The 19,429-nt window shown below is 48.7% G+C and carries 16 protein-coding genes; 5 read left to right on the top strand and 11 right to left on the bottom strand.

Annotated elements, in window-relative coordinates; genetic code table 11:
- Window positions 1-6: 6 nt before the first annotated feature.
- Complete coding sequence (locus L6H65_RS09835; RefSeq protein WP_236340895.1) at window positions 7-3,519, bottom strand: Tc toxin subunit A-related protein; 3,513 nt, start codon at window positions 3,517-3,519, stop codon at window positions 7-9.
- A 202-nt stretch (window positions 3,520-3,721) separates the two neighbouring features.
- Window positions 3,722-4,678, bottom strand: coding sequence for a DMT family transporter (locus L6H65_RS09830; RefSeq protein WP_236340893.1), 957 nt, complete (start codon window positions 4,676-4,678; stop codon window positions 3,722-3,724).
- Window positions 4,679-4,954: 276 nt separating this feature from the next.
- On the opposite strand from L6H65_RS09830, the gene L6H65_RS09825 reads away from it, so the two are divergent.
- On the top strand, window positions 4,955-6,295 hold the full coding sequence (locus L6H65_RS09825) for an aminotransferase-like domain-containing protein (RefSeq protein WP_236340891.1): 1,341 nt from the start codon (window positions 4,955-4,957) through the stop codon (window positions 6,293-6,295).
- 41 nt (window positions 6,296-6,336) lie between these two features.
- On the opposite strand, the gene L6H65_RS09820 is transcribed toward L6H65_RS09825, so the two are convergent.
- Window positions 6,337-6,645 (bottom strand): MGMT family protein, encoded by a 309-nt coding sequence (locus tag L6H65_RS09820; RefSeq protein WP_236341297.1) that lies wholly within the window; start codon window positions 6,643-6,645, stop codon window positions 6,337-6,339.
- 181 nt (window positions 6,646-6,826) lie between these two features.
- A complete protein-coding gene (locus L6H65_RS09815) occupies window positions 6,827-7,378 on the bottom strand; it encodes a dihydrofolate reductase family protein (protein ID WP_236340883.1) in 552 nt (183 codons plus the stop codon).
- Between the two features lie 77 nt (window positions 7,379-7,455).
- On the opposite strand from L6H65_RS09815, the gene L6H65_RS09810 reads away from it, so the two are divergent.
- Both L6H65_RS09810 and L6H65_RS09805 read left to right on the top strand, forming a co-directional pair.
- A complete protein-coding gene (locus tag L6H65_RS09810; protein ID WP_236340881.1) occupies window positions 7,456-8,364 on the top strand; it encodes a helix-turn-helix transcriptional regulator in 909 nt (302 codons plus the stop codon).
- Between the two features lie 133 nt (window positions 8,365-8,497).
- Entirely contained in the window at window positions 8,498-9,688 is a 1,191-nt protein-coding gene (locus tag L6H65_RS09805) for an MFS transporter (RefSeq protein ID WP_236340879.1), read from the top strand.
- Window positions 9,689-9,767: 79 nt separating this feature from the next.
- Here the strand turns inward: L6H65_RS09805 and L6H65_RS09800 are convergent, their stop codons facing one another.
- The 6 genes from L6H65_RS09800 to L6H65_RS09775 form a co-directional block, all read right to left on the bottom strand.
- Complete coding sequence (locus L6H65_RS09800) at window positions 9,768-10,871, bottom strand: DUF4179 domain-containing protein (protein WP_236340871.1); 1,104 nt, start codon at window positions 10,869-10,871, stop codon at window positions 9,768-9,770.
- Window positions 10,868-11,401, bottom strand: a complete 534-nt coding sequence (locus L6H65_RS09795; RefSeq protein ID WP_307728321.1) for a sigma-70 family RNA polymerase sigma factor — start codon at window positions 11,399-11,401, stop codon at window positions 10,868-10,870. The genes L6H65_RS09800 and L6H65_RS09795 overlap by 4 nt, the downstream gene beginning before the upstream one ends.
- A 253-nt stretch (window positions 11,402-11,654) precedes the next feature.
- Window positions 11,655-12,449, bottom strand: a complete 795-nt coding sequence (gene murI, locus L6H65_RS09790; protein WP_236340868.1) for a glutamate racemase — start codon at window positions 12,447-12,449, stop codon at window positions 11,655-11,657.
- A 175-nt stretch (window positions 12,450-12,624) separates the two neighbouring features.
- Window positions 12,625-13,335, bottom strand: coding sequence for an MORN repeat-containing protein (locus tag L6H65_RS09785; protein WP_236340866.1), 711 nt, complete (start codon window positions 13,333-13,335; stop codon window positions 12,625-12,627).
- Between the two features lie 115 nt (window positions 13,336-13,450).
- Complete coding sequence (locus tag L6H65_RS09780; RefSeq protein WP_236340864.1) at window positions 13,451-13,753, bottom strand: hypothetical protein; 303 nt, start codon at window positions 13,751-13,753, stop codon at window positions 13,451-13,453.
- A 348-nt stretch (window positions 13,754-14,101) separates the two neighbouring features.
- Window positions 14,102-14,920 carry an SPL family radical SAM protein gene (locus tag L6H65_RS09775; protein WP_236340862.1) on the bottom strand — a complete coding sequence of 273 codons (819 nt, stop codon included), beginning with the start codon at window positions 14,918-14,920 and terminating at the stop codon, window positions 14,102-14,104.
- 322 nt (window positions 14,921-15,242) lie between these two features.
- Between L6H65_RS09775 and L6H65_RS09770 the strand changes: the two genes are divergently transcribed.
- The gene (locus tag L6H65_RS09770; RefSeq protein WP_236340853.1) at window positions 15,243-15,887 is read left to right on the top strand and encodes a PadR family transcriptional regulator; all 645 of its coding nucleotides are present in this window, start codon (window positions 15,243-15,245) and stop codon (window positions 15,885-15,887) included.
- A 6-nt stretch (window positions 15,888-15,893) separates the two neighbouring features.
- Window positions 15,894-17,702, top strand: coding sequence for an ABC transporter ATP-binding protein (locus tag L6H65_RS09765; protein WP_236340851.1), 1,809 nt, complete (start codon window positions 15,894-15,896; stop codon window positions 17,700-17,702).
- A gap of 365 nt (window positions 17,703-18,067) precedes the next feature.
- On the opposite strand, the gene L6H65_RS09760 is transcribed toward L6H65_RS09765, so the two are convergent.
- Window positions 18,068-19,351 carry a hemolysin family protein gene (locus tag L6H65_RS09760; protein ID WP_236340840.1) on the bottom strand — a complete coding sequence of 428 codons (1,284 nt, stop codon included), beginning with the start codon at window positions 19,349-19,351 and terminating at the stop codon, window positions 18,068-18,070.
- Between the last annotated feature and the right edge of the window lie 78 nt (window positions 19,352-19,429).

Genomic DNA, 19,429 nt, shown 5'->3' with positions numbered 1-19,429 from the left:
TCGGCCTTACACCCGCGGCGTGAAATCATATTCCGTGAGCAGGACCAGGTTGCGAATTCGATCAAGCTTCAGCTTGCCGTCTGCGACCCATGCCGGATTGTCCGCCGCAAGGACTTCCAGGCGATAGAAGCCAATTGCCGGACCTGCCGCCAGCGTCTCCCACGGATGACCGGCAGCTGCGACGATCTCGCCCTGCGCGTTCGGATTCGCGCCCAGCGGTTCAGCATGCGCCGGGACACCCAGTCTGACAGTCAGGCTGGATGGATCAACTCCCTCGTCCGTTAATACGAGCAAGCTTAGGCTGCGAAGCTGCGGATTCTCTTCCTGGAAGGGGAAGTCCGTTTTGCCAAGCGTGAATTCAAGAATGCCCGTATCCTGAAAGTGAAAGAATGCATCGGGGTAAGTCCAGCGCAGCGGAAGACTCCGCTGCCGGAGGTTCGCTGCCGCCAGCGTAGCCAGCTGCGCCTTCACACCCTCAGCAAGCGTCTCGTCATAATTCGCATGATAGTAGAACGTGACTCGAATATCCGCAATGGAATAGTAATCCAGATCATTCGTTGCGCGTGGGATGTCCAGCACCCATGAGCTGGCCACTCCCGCACCTTCGAATATTTTTAGCGTGCGGCCATCGGCTGGGAAGATGAAGCTGTCCTCCCGCAGCCGGTATTCCGACAGCAGCAGCGTCTCCTTAGGCTGAATACGGATCTTCAACGCATTAATATCTGCTGTCCGATAACGGCTCACGCCGCCATTGGTCAACGTGCCGCGCACGCCAGCGCTCGGAAGAACGCCGATGATCTCCACCTCAACGCTTTCAATTCTGCGGGCAAATGTGCCCGGGAACGCCGCATCGAAATCCTCGATGCGCGTCTCGAATTCCATTCGTCCACTCTGGCGGAACGAAGTTTCGAACAAGAACGGATAACGATCCAGCAGCGAGATCGTTTGTTTGACCGGAACCCGCTTGCGCCGCACATTGACAATCGCATCGTAGGTGAACGAGTCCACATCCAGCAGGAGCGCATCGGCGGCCAGCATCCCTTTCACCGATTGCGAGGCATAATCGGTCTTGATCGCATGCCGATTCATATCATTCTCGAAATTATAGGCGCGCTGCATCAATCTTGCAGACCTGAGCGCCATATTGAAGTAGCTGGCAGAGATGCCCCTCATGAATTGCCCCATCTGATACCATACATCCTCGGAGAAAAACTGATTCTCGAACGCCTCCAGATTGTCCTTTGCCGCTTGCTTGCGCAGCTTCGCTATTTGTTCATTCTGCTTCGCTACATCGAGCTGGGCAACAGAGGCATTCAATTGGGCTTCCGCCATAACCTGCGCTTTGGCCATCTCCTCCTGCTGGCGCTGCATCGCAGCCAGCTCATAATCACGGGTAATCGATTGCGAGCGCGCGGTCTTCTCGGCGATCACTTCATGAATGTGCTGGCCGCTGCCCTCAATAGAATGCTCAAGCTCCCAAGGATTCTGCGAGGAATACCAGGCAATGCTTCTCTGCAGGCCGATACGTTCCCAGCTCATAGCGGAGTAATCATTAAAGTTTTGTTGGTTGTTGGCTGTTCGTGTCGCCGCATAGTCCTTGCCAGCCTGATAGACCTTCACTTCCATCTCGGCTGCTTCGCGCTGCTGCTTGGCGAGCTCCAGCTCCGAGCTTGCAATGCTGCTGGCCTGCTCCAGCTGCTGCCTTGTCAGCGATTCATTCTCGCCGCGATCATAGAAATCGATAAAACCGCGCTCAGCCTGAATCGCCTGCTGGGCAAAGTACCTTGCAACATTTTGCAAATAATCAAAGGTCCAGATCGGCACAATGTTCGCCATGCCCAGGAAATCCAGATTGGCAGCGAGCTGCGCAAGCCGGTTGCGTATCGTCAATACAATAATCGCCAGCTGTGGATTCATCGCGCCAATGCTTCCGCTCGCCTCGTAATCGACAAGCATGGCCTGGACCTGCGCCCCGATCACCGACAGCTTCGCATGCTTGTACAGCGGCGATTCGGTATTAACCGGCGGCGCAGAGCCTGGCGCAAGGGCAACAATTTGATAAGTGCTTAAAGCTTGTGTAAAATAGTCATTCTTGTACAGCAAATCCCCCCAATGCAGGACATTGTTGGCTATCTTCAGCCATAGTGCGGGCAGCTCGAACGCTGTGTTCAAATATTCATAATTAGCCGCATTCAAATAATAGGATTGCGCGGTTTCATAATCGCCCAGAGCATGATAGCAGTCGCCGAGCGCAACAGGAATGATATAAAAGTAGTGGTGTGGGAGCTGGATGGAGAAGTCGGTGATAAGCTCGTCATGCCAGCGAATATGGCGAAGATCCGCAGCATCAATGCGGTTTTTATAGAGGTCAAGTATGTGAGCAGTGGGAGGTACATCGCCGCTCTTCCACTGGAAATCGATCCGTTTCCTGCCGATTGTCGTACCTAGCGTCTTGATAAAGCTTTTCTCAGCGGCCGTCACTCTGCTCTCTACCTGCTGATTGACCCATCCCCCGCCCGTGCCCGGCATGCGGAATGTGACCGCAAGACCTTGCGCGGCATGCATATCGCTTAACGTTCGCGGCTCAATCGACAGCTTGTCTGACAATGACAGCTGCTCTGTTGTCCCGCCTATCGAAAGTGCGCCTCGTATCGCAACTCTCTCGGTGGCAAGCCCTTGCGCCTGCTTTACCAGCTGCTCGCCCTGCTTGAGCAGTTCGGCCGCTCTTCCTTGAGCGCCTTGTTTAACAAAGGCAGCTGCCGTATTAAAACAATATTGAGCTTGTCCAACAATATCGTCGTGCTGGACAAAGATTCGATTCGCCTGATTCAGCATCTCATGGGCTTCTTCCGTCTGATCCTTGTTTATATACACCGCTGCAAGGTTGATTGCTGCTGCGCCATAAGCAGACTTGGCATCCTCTGAATGCGCATTGGCAGTATGCTCTAACGCCCGCTTGAAATAATATTCGGAGCGATTCCATTGTCCTCTGGCTGCATAGGAAATTCCGAGCTCACTATCCCGTTTGGCCAATTGCAAGCCTTCATCCGCAGACTGAACACCCAAGCCCTCGAAGTCGCCAAGCCTTGACCGGACCTGGGGAACCTCTGTGAATACGGGACCGAATTTGTCCGAGTAATCGGTTAACGGCAGCGCCTCGACGAGATCCAGACCAGCTAGCAGCATCGGACTGAATAGAACATGATCCAGCGGGAATACAGCCTCCGGCCTGCGAGCGACAAGCTTCGGAAAGCTGGGATAGAGCAGCTTGTAGAGAAGCGCTTGGGCTGTCTTGTAGATGTCGATGGCCTCGCGGTAACGCCGCTTGAGGAACAGGGCATTCCCAGTAGCCAATTGCGCTTTTATTTCCTGCAGCTTCTTCTCCGCTTGACTGTTTGCTTGCTGCTGATGAGGATAAAGCACCTCTGATATCAACACATTGTTATCCAGCAAATAGCTTGCAGCCGTCTCCGAAATTTCCCGGGTCGTCAAATAATTTTCCTGAAACTTCACCGTCATCCGATAACCATCTCCTCTTAGTTAGTGGAACTCGGATCGCCAGTATGATTTCTTATGTAGAAAAAGCCGAAGCAATCACCATCAGTATACAGTTCTTCCATATCATCAGGTATAGTTAGTGCGGCTTATTACTCTAGTTCAAATGGTTTAAAATACAGCAGGCTCACTCGACACCTTTCTTGTCTGCAACCCCAAAACAGACCTATTTCGCCAAATTCCTTGCTCCAACACGGCCTGCCCCGGCAGGACGCGCCGCTTTGTATCCGAATAGATTCGTCCCGATCACCCCGGCAATGATGAGAACAGAGCCGATCACATGGTAGATCGTAATTTCCTCGCCTAAAAATATCGCCCCTGCAGCAATAGAAGTAACCGTGGACAGGTTTGAGAATACACTCATTTTCGATGCTTCCATTCTGGCAAGAATGTAGTTCGCCGTAAGCGCAGTAACGAGCGAGGACACGATGCCCAGAAACAGCATAGAACCGATAAAGGTGCTGCTGGCCAGTGGTGTCAGGAAGTTTGCGAGCGTTCCGGCTGCTATATGTTCGGTTAACGAAGCGGTCAGAAAAACAACGAATCCGATCCCCATCATCAAATACGCGATTTCCGCAGGGCTAAAGTGCTTCGAGAGAGAGCGGGCCAGAACACTGTATCCGGCAAAAGCGACGCAGGTTAGAAACAACAGGAATAAGCCGGCAATATTCGACAAATTGATGCTGCTCCCCTTCATAACAAAAATAAATACAACGCCGAACACCGATACGACAATCGACAGCTTCTGCAGCACGGTTGTCGTTTCCCTCAAGAATATGGAGGCGAGCACAGCTGTTACAACAGGTGTGAAGGCGTACAAGATGCCGCCTTCCGCAGAGGTAGCATGCTGAAGTCCGAACGCTTGCAGCGTGAAGAATCCGAGCGGGTACATGGCTGCCAGCAGCAGCGCCTTGAACAACGGCTTGCCGCGGTAATTGAGCTTGATCCACCCTAAAGCGACCGGAATTGACATCGCTGCGAAAGATATGGCAAACCGAAAGGCCAGCGTATCCAGCGGCGGCGCGTATTGCAGTGCTGTTTTGGCAAAGAGGAATGAGAAGCCGATAATAGCTGCACTTAGCAGGGCATACATATAAGCACGTTTCATTTCATTGTGGTTCATAACGCTCACCTCTACACGTTGTATTCGAATAATGACCGTGATCGTGAACAGGTTCGCGACGTCTCCATTCGTAAGATTAAAGGTAATGCAACTTGCAGCGCTGAACAATGCCCTTTTATCGCAACTGTATCGATACAGTTGGCTCAGTATGTATACCCCCGTAGCGGAGAATAGTGGTAACATATAAATCATTCCAGCTATAAAATGACCGCGCGAATTCAGGCACTGGCTTCACTGCCCGCCCGGCTTCTGCGGTGATCCATCAGGAGGACGCGCATGGCGATAAAGTATGTTTCGATCATATCCGATATAGAGCGCAAAATTAACGAGGGACACTATCGATCCGGCCAAAAGCTGCCCTCCATTCGCAGCGCGATGGAGCTGTATGGATGCAGCAACAGTACGGCTGCACGGGCTTATGCAGAGCTGGAGAAGCGCCATGCGATCTACTCCATCCCGAATAGCGGCTTTTACGTGGTTGAGAATCAAGCCGACATGAAGCCTGCTGCAGGGAGTGGAACAATCGACATGGCTTCGGCTTCCCCGGATTTGAATCTGTTCCCGTATCGGGATTTCCAGCACTGTCTCAACAAAGCTATCGACACCTACAAGTACAACCTGTTCACCTACGGCGACTCTCAAGGGCTGGACATGCTCCGCAGAACGCTTGTTTCGCATTTCGCCAATGATCAGGTATTTACTGCCAGTGAGCGAATCTACATCACCTCAGGTATCCAGCAAGCGATAGAAATCCTAGCGAGAATGCCGTTTCCCAATGGAAAGAGGACGGTTCTTATCGAACAGCCTGGATACGATATTTACTTTCGTTATATGGTGACGGAGGGCATGCCGGTACGCGGAATCGCTCGTAGTGCGAATGGGATTGATCTGCTGGAATTGGAGGAGCAGTTCAAGAACGGGGACATTAAATTCTTCTTTACGATGTCGCGATATCATAATCCGCTGGGAACCTCATTCAGTGTCGAGGAAAGGAAAACGATCGCTCGTCTCGCCAGCAAATATGATGTGTATATCGTCGAGGATGATTATATGGGCGACTTAGGTTCGGAGCAGCGGTTTGAACCGATTTATGCTTACAACTCGACCTCTCATGTCGTTTATTTGAAAAGCTTCTCCAAAATCATCTTCCCAGGCTTGAGGCTCGGCGCTGCTGTACTGCCGGACCGGCTGCTCTCGACGTTCAAATCCTATAAGCTATATGCGGATGCCTCCCTTCTATCCCAGGCAGCGCTTGAGGTGTACATCAAAAACGGGATGTTCGAGCGCCATAAGCGGCAGATCAGCAGCCAGTACGAAGCGAGAATAACTGCGTTGAATGAGGCGGTTGAACGGTATAACAAGGCGGGGTTAATCGAAACATCGGGTGTGCGCTCGGGCGTGTATGTGCAGTTCAAGATGCCGCTAACGATCAATTTGGAGCTGCTGATGAAGAGGCTACTGGAGCGGGGAATCAGTGTCAGGTCCGGCAAGGATTTCTACCTGTCGGATTATAAGGAACGGGATAAGTTTCTTCGGATCAGCATATCAAGGGTACAGCCTGAACAGATTGATGAAGGGGTTAAAGCAATTATCGAGGAAATACAGCGCCTCTATTGAGGGCTTTTTCCTTAATAATTGCGCCTTCGTGCGGGGGATTATTAGCGCGGGATGAAGCGGTAGCTTTCCAAATCGACTACGCCATTGTCATCAATCTTAACCCCTTCATTCTCCAAATACAGCTTCTGCATAAAGCGGGCTTCGTCATCCTTTATTGCGATTTCTCCCTTTGCATTGACTACTCTGTGCCAGGGAAGGCCGTGCGCTTCACTTAATGCATGCAGAATACGCACGACCTGTCTGGACGCTCTCCGGCTTCCGGCAAGCTCGGCAATCTGCCCGTAGGTCATGACGGAGCCTTCCGGTATTTCTTTAATAATCCCGATAACCCTTAAAGTAAAAGGTTGCATTCTCTTCACCTCAGAAAGCTTCTTCCGATCTCGCAAACGGTCAGCTTGGAATGTGCAGCATTAGATCCCTATATGGCTATGTTCGCTATTGCCGGCGCCATTTCCTGCGGGATTGTTCCAATTCACTGCAAGCACAAGCTGACCGCTGATCGAAAGCTTATCGGTTTGAGCCCTATTGTCTTCAGATTGGCGGCTGCTCCGGCTCCGATCTCTTGTAGCTCAACATGGCGATCTGGCCGAGCTGCTCCATGCTCAACAGCTTAAAGACAGTCGGCACTGTTCCAGCCGGGAACAGCGGAATGCCCTCCCCAAGCACCTTAGGTATAATCGCAATGTAGAGGTCATCGATAAGCTGAAGTGACAGAAATTGCTGCACAAGCTGCCCCCCGCCTACCAGCCAAATATCGCCTTCCATGGCTTCTTCCTTTAACCCCGCAATAAAGGCTTCAACAGGCTCATTCACGAAAATAACATGCGGAGCCTCGGATTGTTTGGATCTGGACAAGACATAGCAGGGCTTATCCGCATACGGGAACTCTTCCGTGAGGGGCAGCACATCATCATAGGTTTTCTTACCCATGACGACTGCCCCGATACTGCTGTAAAATTTGCTGTACCCGTTGTCTCCCCCGTCGCCTTCAACATCGAAAAGCCAATCTACCGATCCATCCTTCCTTGCGATATACCCATCCAGACTCATTGCAATGTACAGGACAACTTTGTTAGTGGACATTGTTCATCTCGCTCCCTTCTGAAATTCATGATACAGTATAACTACGACAAAATATGACGTAATTAGGTGGAAGCAAAATGAATGATCGAAGAATAGCGATAATGCAAATTATGAATGCACATAAAAAATTCACAGCCCGCGAGCTGGCGGAACGGTTTGATGTGTCTGTACGGACGATTCAGCGCGACCTGGACTACTTGCAGGGGATTGGATTTCCGCTTTATACGGAAGTAGGCGCGCATGGCGGATACCGCGTACTGCCTAATCGGATCATGCCGCCTCTTCAGTTGAATCGCACAGAAGCCATCGGGCTCTTCTTAATGCTCCAAGTGTTGGAGAAGATGCCGGACTTCCCCTATCAGTCGGTTCGCGCTTATTTGGCAGAGCAGTATTATGCCAGTTTGCCGACAGACATTCAAGCTGCCATTGATGGCATGAGAAATCATCTGCTGTTCAATCAGCCGCAGCCGCAGCAGACTGCGCCGTTTACGACGATGCTGCTTGAGGCGGCAATGGACAAGAAGGCGGTCCGCTTTCTATATGATGCCTCCGGGGGGCCTAAGCATGCGACCGCCTATCCGCTCGGCATCTATTGTGATAATGGATTCTGGTACATGCCTGCCAGAAGAGGGCAGCGGATCATTCTATATCGCGTTGATCGCATCCAGCAGCTGGAGATACTAAACTATACCGATGACACCCTTCCAACGCTAACTGAATGGATGGCCTCGGCAGATGAGCGTGAGGGCGTTGAGGTGGTCCTCCAGTTTACTTCAGAGGGGGCCCGTCTCGCGCAATCCGACTATCATTTTCGATTGACATCTCTCGATGACAAGCAATGGCGCGGATTGGTTCCTCCCGAGGAGTTCCCCTTCCTCTCTCGCAAGCTGCTTCATTACGGTCCTGAAGTGAAGGTCATTGCGCCTGCACAGCTGCAAAGGTCTGTCATGACGCTGCTGGAGCATAGCTTAAAGCAGTATTCATGAACAGGTTGGCCGCAGCTAAAAGCCAATTACATCTTATCGTATATTTCTGGCATGGACATCCTTATGGACAATAGCTAGAATGATGAAAGTAAACCTATTACAGGATATCCACCCTATCGGAGGCAACAACAACATGACGCACACAACCAGAATGAAGGAGAAGCTGCCGCTTCTTCCTTTGCTGTCCCTTTCCGTGGCAGCCTTCTCAACCAACCTTACCGAGCTGCTTCCGGCAGGAGTAATGTCGCAGATGGGCGCTGATCTCGGCGAATCGCCTGCGCGAATTGGTCTAATGGTATCCGCCTATGCGATTGCGACCTCCATTGCTGCACTTCCAATCATAACGCTTACACGAAGTGTTCCGCGCAAGTCTCTATTGCAGATGGTGCTGTTCGGCTTTGCGATTGTTAACGTAGTAACCGCCATTTCGTCCAACTTCACGTTGACTATCATTGCGCGTATATTCGGCGGCGTGCTGGCAGGCGTAATGTGGCCGCTTATGGCTGGCTATGCCGCTCGATTGGTCACCAAAGAGAATATCGGCAGAGCAGTCGCAATCGCTCTGGGCGGCAGTACCCTTTCATTAGCGCTAGGTCTGCCCCTTGGCTCACTGCTCGGAAGTCTATTGGGATGGCGAGCCAGCTTCGGACTGCTCTCGCTTATTGCCCTGCTTCTAACCGTATGGATAGCCTGGAAAATGCCATCGTTCCCAGGAGAACGCGCGGATGAACGCATCCCGCTAGCGAAAGTGTTCGTGATTTCGGGTATTCCATTGATCGTAATGGCCAACTTTACGACAATGCTGGCTCATTATATGCTATATACCTATATCGAGCCGCTGATCGAAACGCTTCATATCTATGGAGGAACAAGCGTTGCGCTGCTCATCTTCGGAATTGGCGCAGTGGCGGGAGTTTTGCTGACGGGGAAGTTTGTCGATCGTTATTTGCGCTTGTCTGCATTGACTTCCATCGTTCTAACGATTCTGGTCATGCTAATCATAAGCCTGTTCGGTACGATTCCCGGTGTGATACATATCGCTCTATTCCTATGGGGAACCGCATTCGGCTGCTCACCCGTATTCCAGACAGCTATCAATAAGGTTGCTGACAAGGCCAGAGATGTGGCATCCTCCATACTAACGACGATGTACAATGCCGGTATATTCGGCGGGGCGCTGCTTGGCGGCATTATATTGGACGAAGCCAATATTCTAACCCTGCCCTGGATCGTTGCGATCCTGATGGGGGTCTCCTTCGTTCTTATCTACAGCGGGCACAGGACTGCGTTCCCCAGAATAAGAAGAGACAAACAAGGCTTGTAATGCGGGGAACAGGAGCAGTGTAATATTCTCCCATGCTGCTCCAAATTCCCTTCAACCGTTCAATCAATCTCAACTATCCTTATTGCTGAACAGGGAGCGTGAACTCCAATTCTGGAATATACATCTTTTCCTTGCCCTCAGCGATATAAGGTTTGACTACGATCGACTTTGGAAGAGTCGGGAAAGGTACGAACACTGCAGTACTCAGGGCAGTCGTATTCTCTGTTTCACTGCTGCCACTCATTAGCAGGGCAGATTCTCCTTGTTCATTCCATATATCATACATTAAACTGTCGCTAAACGCTTCGAGATCCTGTCCTGTCTTCCCAGAGATACTCGCTTCCATTCGCATTGTTGCCTTTGTAATTTCAATTTTCTTCATTTTCATGCTGAAATTATTATATTGCTTCAGTTCCTCGGAGGTCAGAACGATATTGTTCTGTGAAGACTTCAAGACTGGAAACTGCATATTGAAATTTTGCTGAATAGTAGCATCATGGACGATGACTTTCAAATTAAATTTGTCCGGCAAATGTAACGAACGGTTATGGACAAGACCAGTATAAGGCTCGGCTGTTATTATCGCAGAATTATTGTGCCGAATATCGGATGACAATGAAATGTCCAGTCTTTGATCGTCAGCCCAAATTTGAACAATGCCACTTCCCTCTTCTCCGTTCTTGATACGATCTATATTTTCTTCACTTGATTGCTCCCACCATTCCTTTAGAGGTTCATTCCTGCCATCGCTTGTTTCTCTTGTCAGCACCATAGATATACGGGTTCCATCATACATATACTCCGAGATGCTGAATGTAACCCCATCATGAGTCATACTCGCATTCACATTTGTTGTCAGTCCTTGTTCACTTGCTATTTGAAGACCTTTATCGCCTCCATAACCGAACAGACTTCCAATAAACGGTAATTTATTAAGCGCATTAGCCATCACAGGAGAAATAAATCCTGAACCTATAATGAGCAATATAGAGGCAGCAGCCCAGGCGAAAATTGTAATTATACGCCGCTGTCTTCGTTTAGGCTGTGTCACTTGGATTTGTGATGAAGCATTCGTCTCCAGTGACAGATACGCAAAGTCCAGACGTGAACGGATCATCTCTGGCAATTCCTCCACCTCATGTTCCTTCAGTCCTTCAAGCTCCCGCTCAACATTTAATTTCATACTTTGATCTTCCTTTCACAGTAATCTGCAAGCCATTCGTACAACGTGTTCCGTGCCCGGTGAAGCCGCGTTTTAACCGCTCCCTCACTCAGATCGAGCATTTCTGCAACTTGCCGCAGGGGCAAATCACGGAAATAATGCAAAATAACGATCGTTCGCGATACTTCCTCCAAACGGTATACTGCATCGTGCAAATCCATGCTCTCACAGACGTTTGGTGTAGAATGATGGATGTCCTGCACATGGTCCACGGTGATAACTTGGCTTCGTCTGCGGAGAATCATATTGCACTCATTAATAAGAATGCGAAACAACCATGTTTTGAAGAAAGCGGGCTGCTCCAAAGTCTCCAGTGATTGATAAGCCTTCAAGATTGTTTCCTGCAAAGCGTCCGCACAGTCCTCATCTTTCTTCACAATTGACCTTGCCGTATTATACAGTTGCAATTCCAGCGGTTTAATGAGATTGACAAAAGCCTCATGACTTCCGCCTTTAGCACGTATAATCTCCGACTTCATTTCATCGTCCAATGACTTCCCCTCCTTCCCTTCCACATTTTCGACTGTTCAATCGCTAAATCCGTAAATTAGATGTCCAGGTCGAACAAAAGGTTACATGAGGAGCAATCTTATGTCCTCTAACCATCGGCCAAGATCCGGTAATGTGTTGAAACGTGCACTTCATGTGGTCGACCGACCTCCATCATGCAGCGAAACACCGCGCGTCAATCCTGCCTCAAAAAAATAGACCTGCGATCTGCAGTTCCAAATGGAACAAACAGATTCACAGGCCAACGCTTACCAAGTCCTCTGATTCTCTAATAATTTGCAGCGCCTTGTCGATCTTCTCCAAATAAACGGGATCATTGCCGGAGCACATCAATCTCACATTGCCGCTTCCGCTGCCCTCCGCGATCCCCATGCGGTAGAGCATCGATTGAAGACGTCTGACCGTTCCGGCGTTGCCATCGATTATTCCGATATGTGGCGGCAGAAGATCACGAAGAATATTTTTATAATAAGAATAATGCGTACAGCCCAGCACGACGATTCCGTAACGACTGAGATCGTAAGGAGCCAGCTTCTCACGGAAATAATCACTCATAATTTCTTTATCAAACTGCAGCGACTCACAGAAATGAACAAGCTCTGGAAGCGGCAGCGAATCGACAATATTCTTCTCATCGACACGAGATACAAGCGCATAATACTTGGGCTGCTGGAGCGTCAGCGGGGTCGCAAATACGAGCACTCTTCTCCCCGTCTCGCGGTTCATCTCCACTGCTGGCTTCACTGCAGGCTCCATGCCGATAACCGGAATCGAATAACGCTCTCTCAGCTCCGCAACCGCAATACTAGTTGCAGTATTGCAGGCTACAACTAATGCATCAATGCCCGCTTGCACGATTAAATCCGTTGTTTCTATAATAAAAGCTTTCACTTCATCCTTAGGCTTCGTTCCATATGGAACATGCAGACGATCTGCGATATAAATATAATCATGTGTAGGCAGCTTGCGCATAGCGTCAGCCATCACTGTTAAACCGCCAATTCCTGAGTCGAAAAATCCAATTGCCATCCCATATCGATTCCTATCGTTATAATCTACTTCATCTAGAATACCGCGACTTGTGCCGCTGTGCAAGGCTTCGATCTTCCAATCCAGAATTGTGCAGCCGCCAACAAGAAAGGCCGCGATTCTCGCGACCCATAGTTGAGAGTATTATATAGTGCTTCGATGCAGCAATATATGCTTATTTGCAAGAAGTGGCGCTCATTTTCTTGCCATTTTTATAGACGACTTGGCATGTTTTCGTCGTCTTGGCGGATTTGTTGGATAACGTTTCAGTGCCCTTGCCATGCTTCAAGCCTTTGATGAAGCCGCCGACATATTTTTCCGTTTTCTCGTTCACGATCCGTGTCAGCGTTCCTTTGCCATCCATGAAGCCCTTCTTCCATTCTCCCTGATAGGTAACCTGTGTCGTTACATTCGTCTCATCATTCGTTAGTAGAAAATTATACTTGCCGCTGCCTTCGCGCTGACCGTTCTTGAATTCACCGTTGTATGTATCATCACTGATATACATGTAATCAACTTCATCATAATTGATATAATGGCTACCACCAAACTTCTCCAATTGATACCCGGAATCGCTTAATTCCCCTTTGCCATGAAAGGTATCATTCTTCCATTGCCCCGTATATTCTGAAATAATCTCTCCAGCTTCCAGACTAGTGGCGAACAACAGATAGCCTTGACCTTGCCTTTGTCCATTCACCCAATCCCCGTCATATCGGAGCGTTCGCTCCCATACACGAGTTCCTTTGCCATGGGGCAGCTTATTCTTCGTATACCCGAAGTAATACCCGTCCTTATATTTGATTGTAACCTTCGCACTAGCGGCAACAGCAGCAGTGCTGAAACATAGTGATAGCGCCAGAATGAACAGGATCGTCTTTTTCATCGAGCAAGTCTCCTTTAATGTGGGTTGCACCGTCCTCTATTCATCTCTGAATCTCTCAGGATGGCATTATTATTCTAATACGGTATGTTAAAGTTTGCAATTTCTCCGCACTGCACTACCCTTCTAAATTGACGACATTATTTTGAACCCTGTAAATGATGTAATTTCTATGCCATATTTTGGCGGTCACTACAACTCTTTGATTGTTCTTTTCAAAAAAATAACCGCTTCCTACTTGTTCGATATGCGTCCACTTATGCTTGTTCATTCGTTCGATGAGCAGTTCTATATCGTTTGAATCTCTTAATGCAAGATATCGATTGTCAAGTCCGTCAGAATCCGACATGCGCACTATTTGCTGATCGGTCGTGTGCAGCTTGTACATGCCGCTGTGCAAGCAGAAGGATCTTCCGATCACTGTTGTTCCCGGATTTCCTGTTGATAGAAGTCAGGGTTGAAATCCGCGATCAAAGGCGAACGCTGACGCTTCTACAGATTCCTCCTTCCTGCCCATGATCAATGCAAAATGTAAATTTATTAGTTAACATATTTATAATTATGTAAACTTATTATTTCGCTGTTTGTATTACCCCGTTAATATTTTATGATATTAACTAAATTGCACATAAGTCCCCATAATGAAGCCTTTACTTTCACTAAAAGTTTGAATATTCTATTTCGTTCCCTCTCATAAACAAAAATGACCACAGACACCCCTGTCTAGGAACGTCATCGGTCATTTGACAGCATCAATAGCCAGCAGCATTTAAGGTGCGAATCCCTTCTGGCTCACATAAATTTGCTCATCGGCGAAAACACTGTTCAATCTTTCAATTACCATCCGATATGCGGAAGGATCGTACCAGTCCTCCAGCCCCAGCTTCTCATACAGTTTGCGAATTCCCAAATTGCGGGTGCGCCTCCCGCCGCTGCCGTCCCCCATGAAGTAGTCGTCAACACAGACACGATTGACCAATTGCTTCAATAGGGATGGAAAAACTTCGCTGCTTGGAAGCATCGGCGCTATTGTCGCCTGTGTTGGAACGCCTGCATCCCGCAGCAGCTCCAATGTTTTCAATCTCGCTTTAATGGGCGGCGCCTGAGGCGTGAAATGCTTGCGAATGTCTTCCAGATCCGTTTCCACAGTCATGCTCACACGGACGTGATCTTTCAACTGCAGCAACAAGTCTATATCTCTGCGAACAAGCGGGCTGCGCGTCTGTACGAATAAGAAATCCGGGGGATTGTCCACCATAACCTCAAGCAGCGATCTCGTCACCTGCTCTTTATATTCTATCGGCTGATACGGATCTGTGCTGGAGGACATGAAGATCGTCACTTTCCCTTTGGACTTTGCTTTATGAAGCTCCCTGCGAAGAATTGCAGCCGCTTCCTTCTTAACATCAACCCATGTCCCCCACTCTGCTTTGCGGAATGTCGATACTGGCATTTGCCGCACATAACAGTAGGAGCAACCGAATGAACAGCCTGTGTATGGATTGAGAGAATGACTGTAATCAATGAGGAAGCCTGTCCCTTTATTCAGTATGGTCTTTGGATTTTTGTACAATAATTCAGTTTGCATCTTGATTGACAACCTTTTGAGAAGCATTCGATTTCGTTGCCGGATTATTTCTTGCCTCCATTATTCAATACCTCCACGATCTGTTTCCTGCTATAAGACCGGATAATTCACTCTATCAGTATACCTTTTTACTGAGCGGAAAGGTGCGTATGCGAATGTAAGAGCAAGATTTCGAAATTAGCATTACTGTTTGAAGGCTTGTTTTTTGGATATAAGGCGGTTTGCTTTTGAAATCCCTCCATCCGCTAATTGACACAATACGATATATCGTTTACTTTTATATTACGATATATCGTATGGATTCCTGAGGAGGAATGAAATCATGATGGAGCACAATCGTTTCGGCACTCGTCCCCCATGTGAGCGCCGCAGAAGAATAGATGATCACGAAGAGCACGGCACTCATGGACATTGTCGCAGTGGCGGCGGCGGCGGCGGAGGGAGTCGAAGATATTTTGGCAGAGGCGGCGTCAAATATGCACTGCTCGCTTTGTTAACGGAGAAGCCGATGCACGGCTATCAGATGATGAAAGCACTGGAGGAGCAGTCGGGCGGATTGTATATCCCGAGCGCTGGAACCATCTACCCTACTCTACAAATGCTGGAGGACCGATCTCTTATTATCGCCCAAGAGCATGAAGGCAAGAAAAGATATGCCATCACCGATGAAGGCAGAATCATGCTGAGTGAGAAGCCTGCGACTGAGCAGCCATGTCTTCATGACCGAAGAGCAGCTGGAGATGTTGTAGCCTCAGATGATCTGTACAGACATGAGCGGATCAGAAGAAAGCTCGGACTTCATTATGATTCTTATTCGATCGTACAGCAAATCATCGCAGCCGAGCAGCTGTCGGAAGACAGCAATCGTTTGAAGCCGCAGTTCAACCAACTCATGAAAGACATCCAACAACAATTGGATTCGTTTCTACTTCATCATGCAGAGCCCGACTCCACGGAAGCGGAGTGATGAATCATGCGCGGAATTCATAATCCTGTCATGCACGAGAATGTGAAACCAAAGTCAGGAAGCATCTGGAGCATGTACAAAAGGATCTTTTTTCAAGTGCGCTCCCAATGGCCCCTGCTCGTAGTCGCGGGCATCTCGATACTGGCCGTTTCACTGCTCGAATTCGTTATTCCACAGCTGTCTCAATACACAATCGACCATCTCATTCCGGACAAGCGTTACGATGCATTGATCTGGATTGCATTAAGCGTGCTCGGTACGGCCGTTCTGCTCGCATTATTCAATTATATGAGCGGCATAGCGATGGCAACGATTGGCCAAAATGCCGTCTACCAGCTGCGGAATCAGCTGTATCGTCATCTTCAAATGCTGGATGTCGGCTTTTTCGACCGCAATCGTACAGGCGACCTGATGTCTCGCGTGACTAGCGATGTCGGCATGCTGCAGCAGCTCGTCTCATCGGGCATGATGTCTATCGTGACAGACCTCTTTACTTTCGTGGCTGTTGCCGCCTATATGATGTGGATGGATTGGCAGCTTACGCTAGTTGTTCTGGCAACCTTCCCGCTTATGATTGTGACGACCCGCTTCTTCACCAAGCGAATTCGCGCTGCCTTCAAGAAGATACAGGAATCCGTTGCTGAGGTTACGAACCATCTTCAGGATACGCTGTCCTCCATTCGTCTTATGAAATCATTCTCCACTGAAGAATATGAGACGGAGCGATTCGCCGTTAGGAGCCGGAATAATATGAGTGCCAATATCGCTGCTGTGAAGCTTCGCTCTGTCTATGAGCCGATCATCGATCTGCTTATTTTCGCGGGACTTGCCGTTGTGCTCATATTAGGCGCAAAAGGGACGATGGACGGTAATTTGACCGTCGGTACGATTGTCGCTTTTCTCGCTTATTTGCGCCTCCTGCAAAACCCTGTTCGAAGATTCAGCCGCACCTTGAACACGATTCAGCAATCAGCAGCAGCATATGAGCGGATTGTGGAGATTTTGGAGACAAAGCCGCAAGTTGTGGAGAAAGCAGATGCGCTGGAATTGCAGCAAGTACAGGGAGATGTCGAATTTCATGAGGTAAGCTTTGCCTATCATAATGGCGTACCTGTTCTGAAGCAGTTCAATTTCAAGCTGGAAGCGGGGAAAATAACGGCGATTGTCGGTTCCTCAGGGGCAGGCAAATCAACGATTACCCATCTGATCACGCGATTCTACGATCCTCAGCAAGGGACGATCACGATAGATGGTCATCCTCTGCCTGATATTAGTCTCACCTCGCTGCGAAAGCAGATGGGCATTGTTTCCCAGGATATCGTGCTGCTTAACGGAACGATTCGCGAGAATATCGTTTATGGCAAGCCTCATGCATCCGATGAGGAGGTTGAAGCTGCCGCACGCGCAGCGCATGCCCATGAATTCATCATGTCATTCCCGCTCGGATACGAATCCCAAATCGGCGAACGCGGTGTGAAGCTCTCCGGCGGTCAGAAGCAGCGGCTGTCCATTGCGAGAGCCATATTGAAGGACCCGCGTCTGATCATTCTCGATGAAGCGACCTCTTCACTGGATACAGAATCAGAGAAAGCGATACAGGATGCGCTGGAGCATCTGTTAGCGAATCGCACATCACTGGTCATTGCGCATCGATTATCGACTATTCAACGTGCGGACCGCATCTATGTGCTTGATAAAGACGGCATATTGGAATTCGGAACTCACGAATCTCTGCTGGCCAAGCAAGGGAAATACAAGCAGCTCTATGATCTGCAATTCCCGCAGAAACAGGTCGAAATTGAGACTGTGAAATAGCAGCTGCCAGCAAGCGATTCTATACGAAAGCAACAAGAAGACCCTCAACGGCCTCAATATTGAATTGTGACCCGCAGGATGACACTTTCTTCAAAGTGTCCATCTTACAGTCACAATTCATATGCAGCCATTCGGGTCTTCTCCTTTTCCTTTAAAACCTGCTATAAAGTTGAACGAAAGAAAGAACAGCAGAGCGGAGCAGGGGAATGTTTCTGGAGAAGCGTCAGCGCTCGCCTTTGTTCCCGGAATTCCACCATAACCAATCTAAATTCAACAATTCCGGGAACAACAGCGATCGCAAGAACATTCCCCAGCGCAGCGGCCTGCATGTTCCTTTCAATCATCAACATATACAGGCTCTCGCATCAATCATGCTTAATAATTTCGATTTTACGAATCCGGTTCTTATCCCGTTCGCGCACGATGAAGGAAAGGGAACCGAAACGCCATTCGTCGCCTTTCTTCAATTCGGGCTGCTGGTTGTACAACCACCCGCCGATTGAATCCACATCCTCATGCTCAATTGACGTTCCAAGCAGATCATTCAGCTGATCAATGAGCAGGATACCCTGTACCAAATAATGATTCTCGCCTAACGTCTCGAACTCTGTCTTCTCATCCTGATCGAATTCATCGCGAATTTCTCCGACGATTTCCTCCAAAATATCCTCAATCGTAATAAGCCCTGACGTCCCGCCGTATTCATCCAGCAGCAGCGCAATATGTACCTGTTCCAGCTGCATCTTCTTGAGCAGCGATTTAACCGGCATAACCTCCGGCACAGTCATAACCGGCTGAAGCAGCGTCTTAAAGTCAAAGTCCGGGTTATTGTCATAACGGAGAAAAAATTGCTTCGTGTTCACGATGCCTACAATATGATCCTTGCTTTCAAGCGCGACGGGAAAACGCGTATACTGCTCCCGCTTAATAATCGCCAAATTCTGTTCCAGCGAATTGTTCGCATAGAGACAGATCATATCCGTACGAGGCACCATAATTTCACGCGCAAGCAGATCATCGAACGTAAAGATTCGATTCACATAGCCGTATTCCGTTTTGTTGATCTTCCCGCTTTGATAGCTCTCTGACAAAATAATACGAATTTCCTCTTCCGAGTGAGCTTCTTCATGCTCGCTTGCCGACTTCATTCCGAACAGCTGCACGAGCTTGTTTGCAGATCCATTGAGCAGCCAAATGAACGGAAACATGATTTTGTAGAAGAAAATGATAAGCGGCGCAGTCAGAATTGATATCCGTTCCGCTTTCTGAATCGCTAACGTTTTAGGCGCGAGCTCCCCAAGAACGACATGCAAATAGGTCATCAGAATAAAGGCGATGCCGAAGGAAAGAATATGTTCCACACTCTCTCCGACATCCAGCTTATCGAACAACGGATGCAGCAGCTTCTCCACCGTAGGCTCACCCAGCCAGCCAAGTCCTAATGCTGTAATCGTAATTCCGAGCTGACAGGCTGATAAATATCCGTCCAGATTCGTGGTTACTTTTTTAACGGCCAGTGCGCTTTTATGTCCCTCCAATACCATTTGATCAACACGGCTTGGACGAATTCGGATAATGGCAAATTCCGTAGCGACGAAAAAAGCAGTAAGAATAATTAATAAAGCAACCAGAACCAAGTTTAAAAGCATAGCTACCTTCCTTCTTATCGTTATCGTGATGTCATGAGACATGATGAATGTATTGTAACGCATTTTCACCTGCAACAC

The sequence above is a fragment of the Paenibacillus plantiphilus genome (assembly GCF_927798095.1).
In the GTDB taxonomy this organism is placed as follows: domain Bacteria; phylum Bacillota; class Bacilli; order Paenibacillales; family Paenibacillaceae; genus Paenibacillus_Z; species Paenibacillus_Z plantiphilus.
The sequence above is the reverse complement of the archived record's forward strand: the minus strand, read 5'-3'. Positions and strand labels throughout refer to the sequence as shown.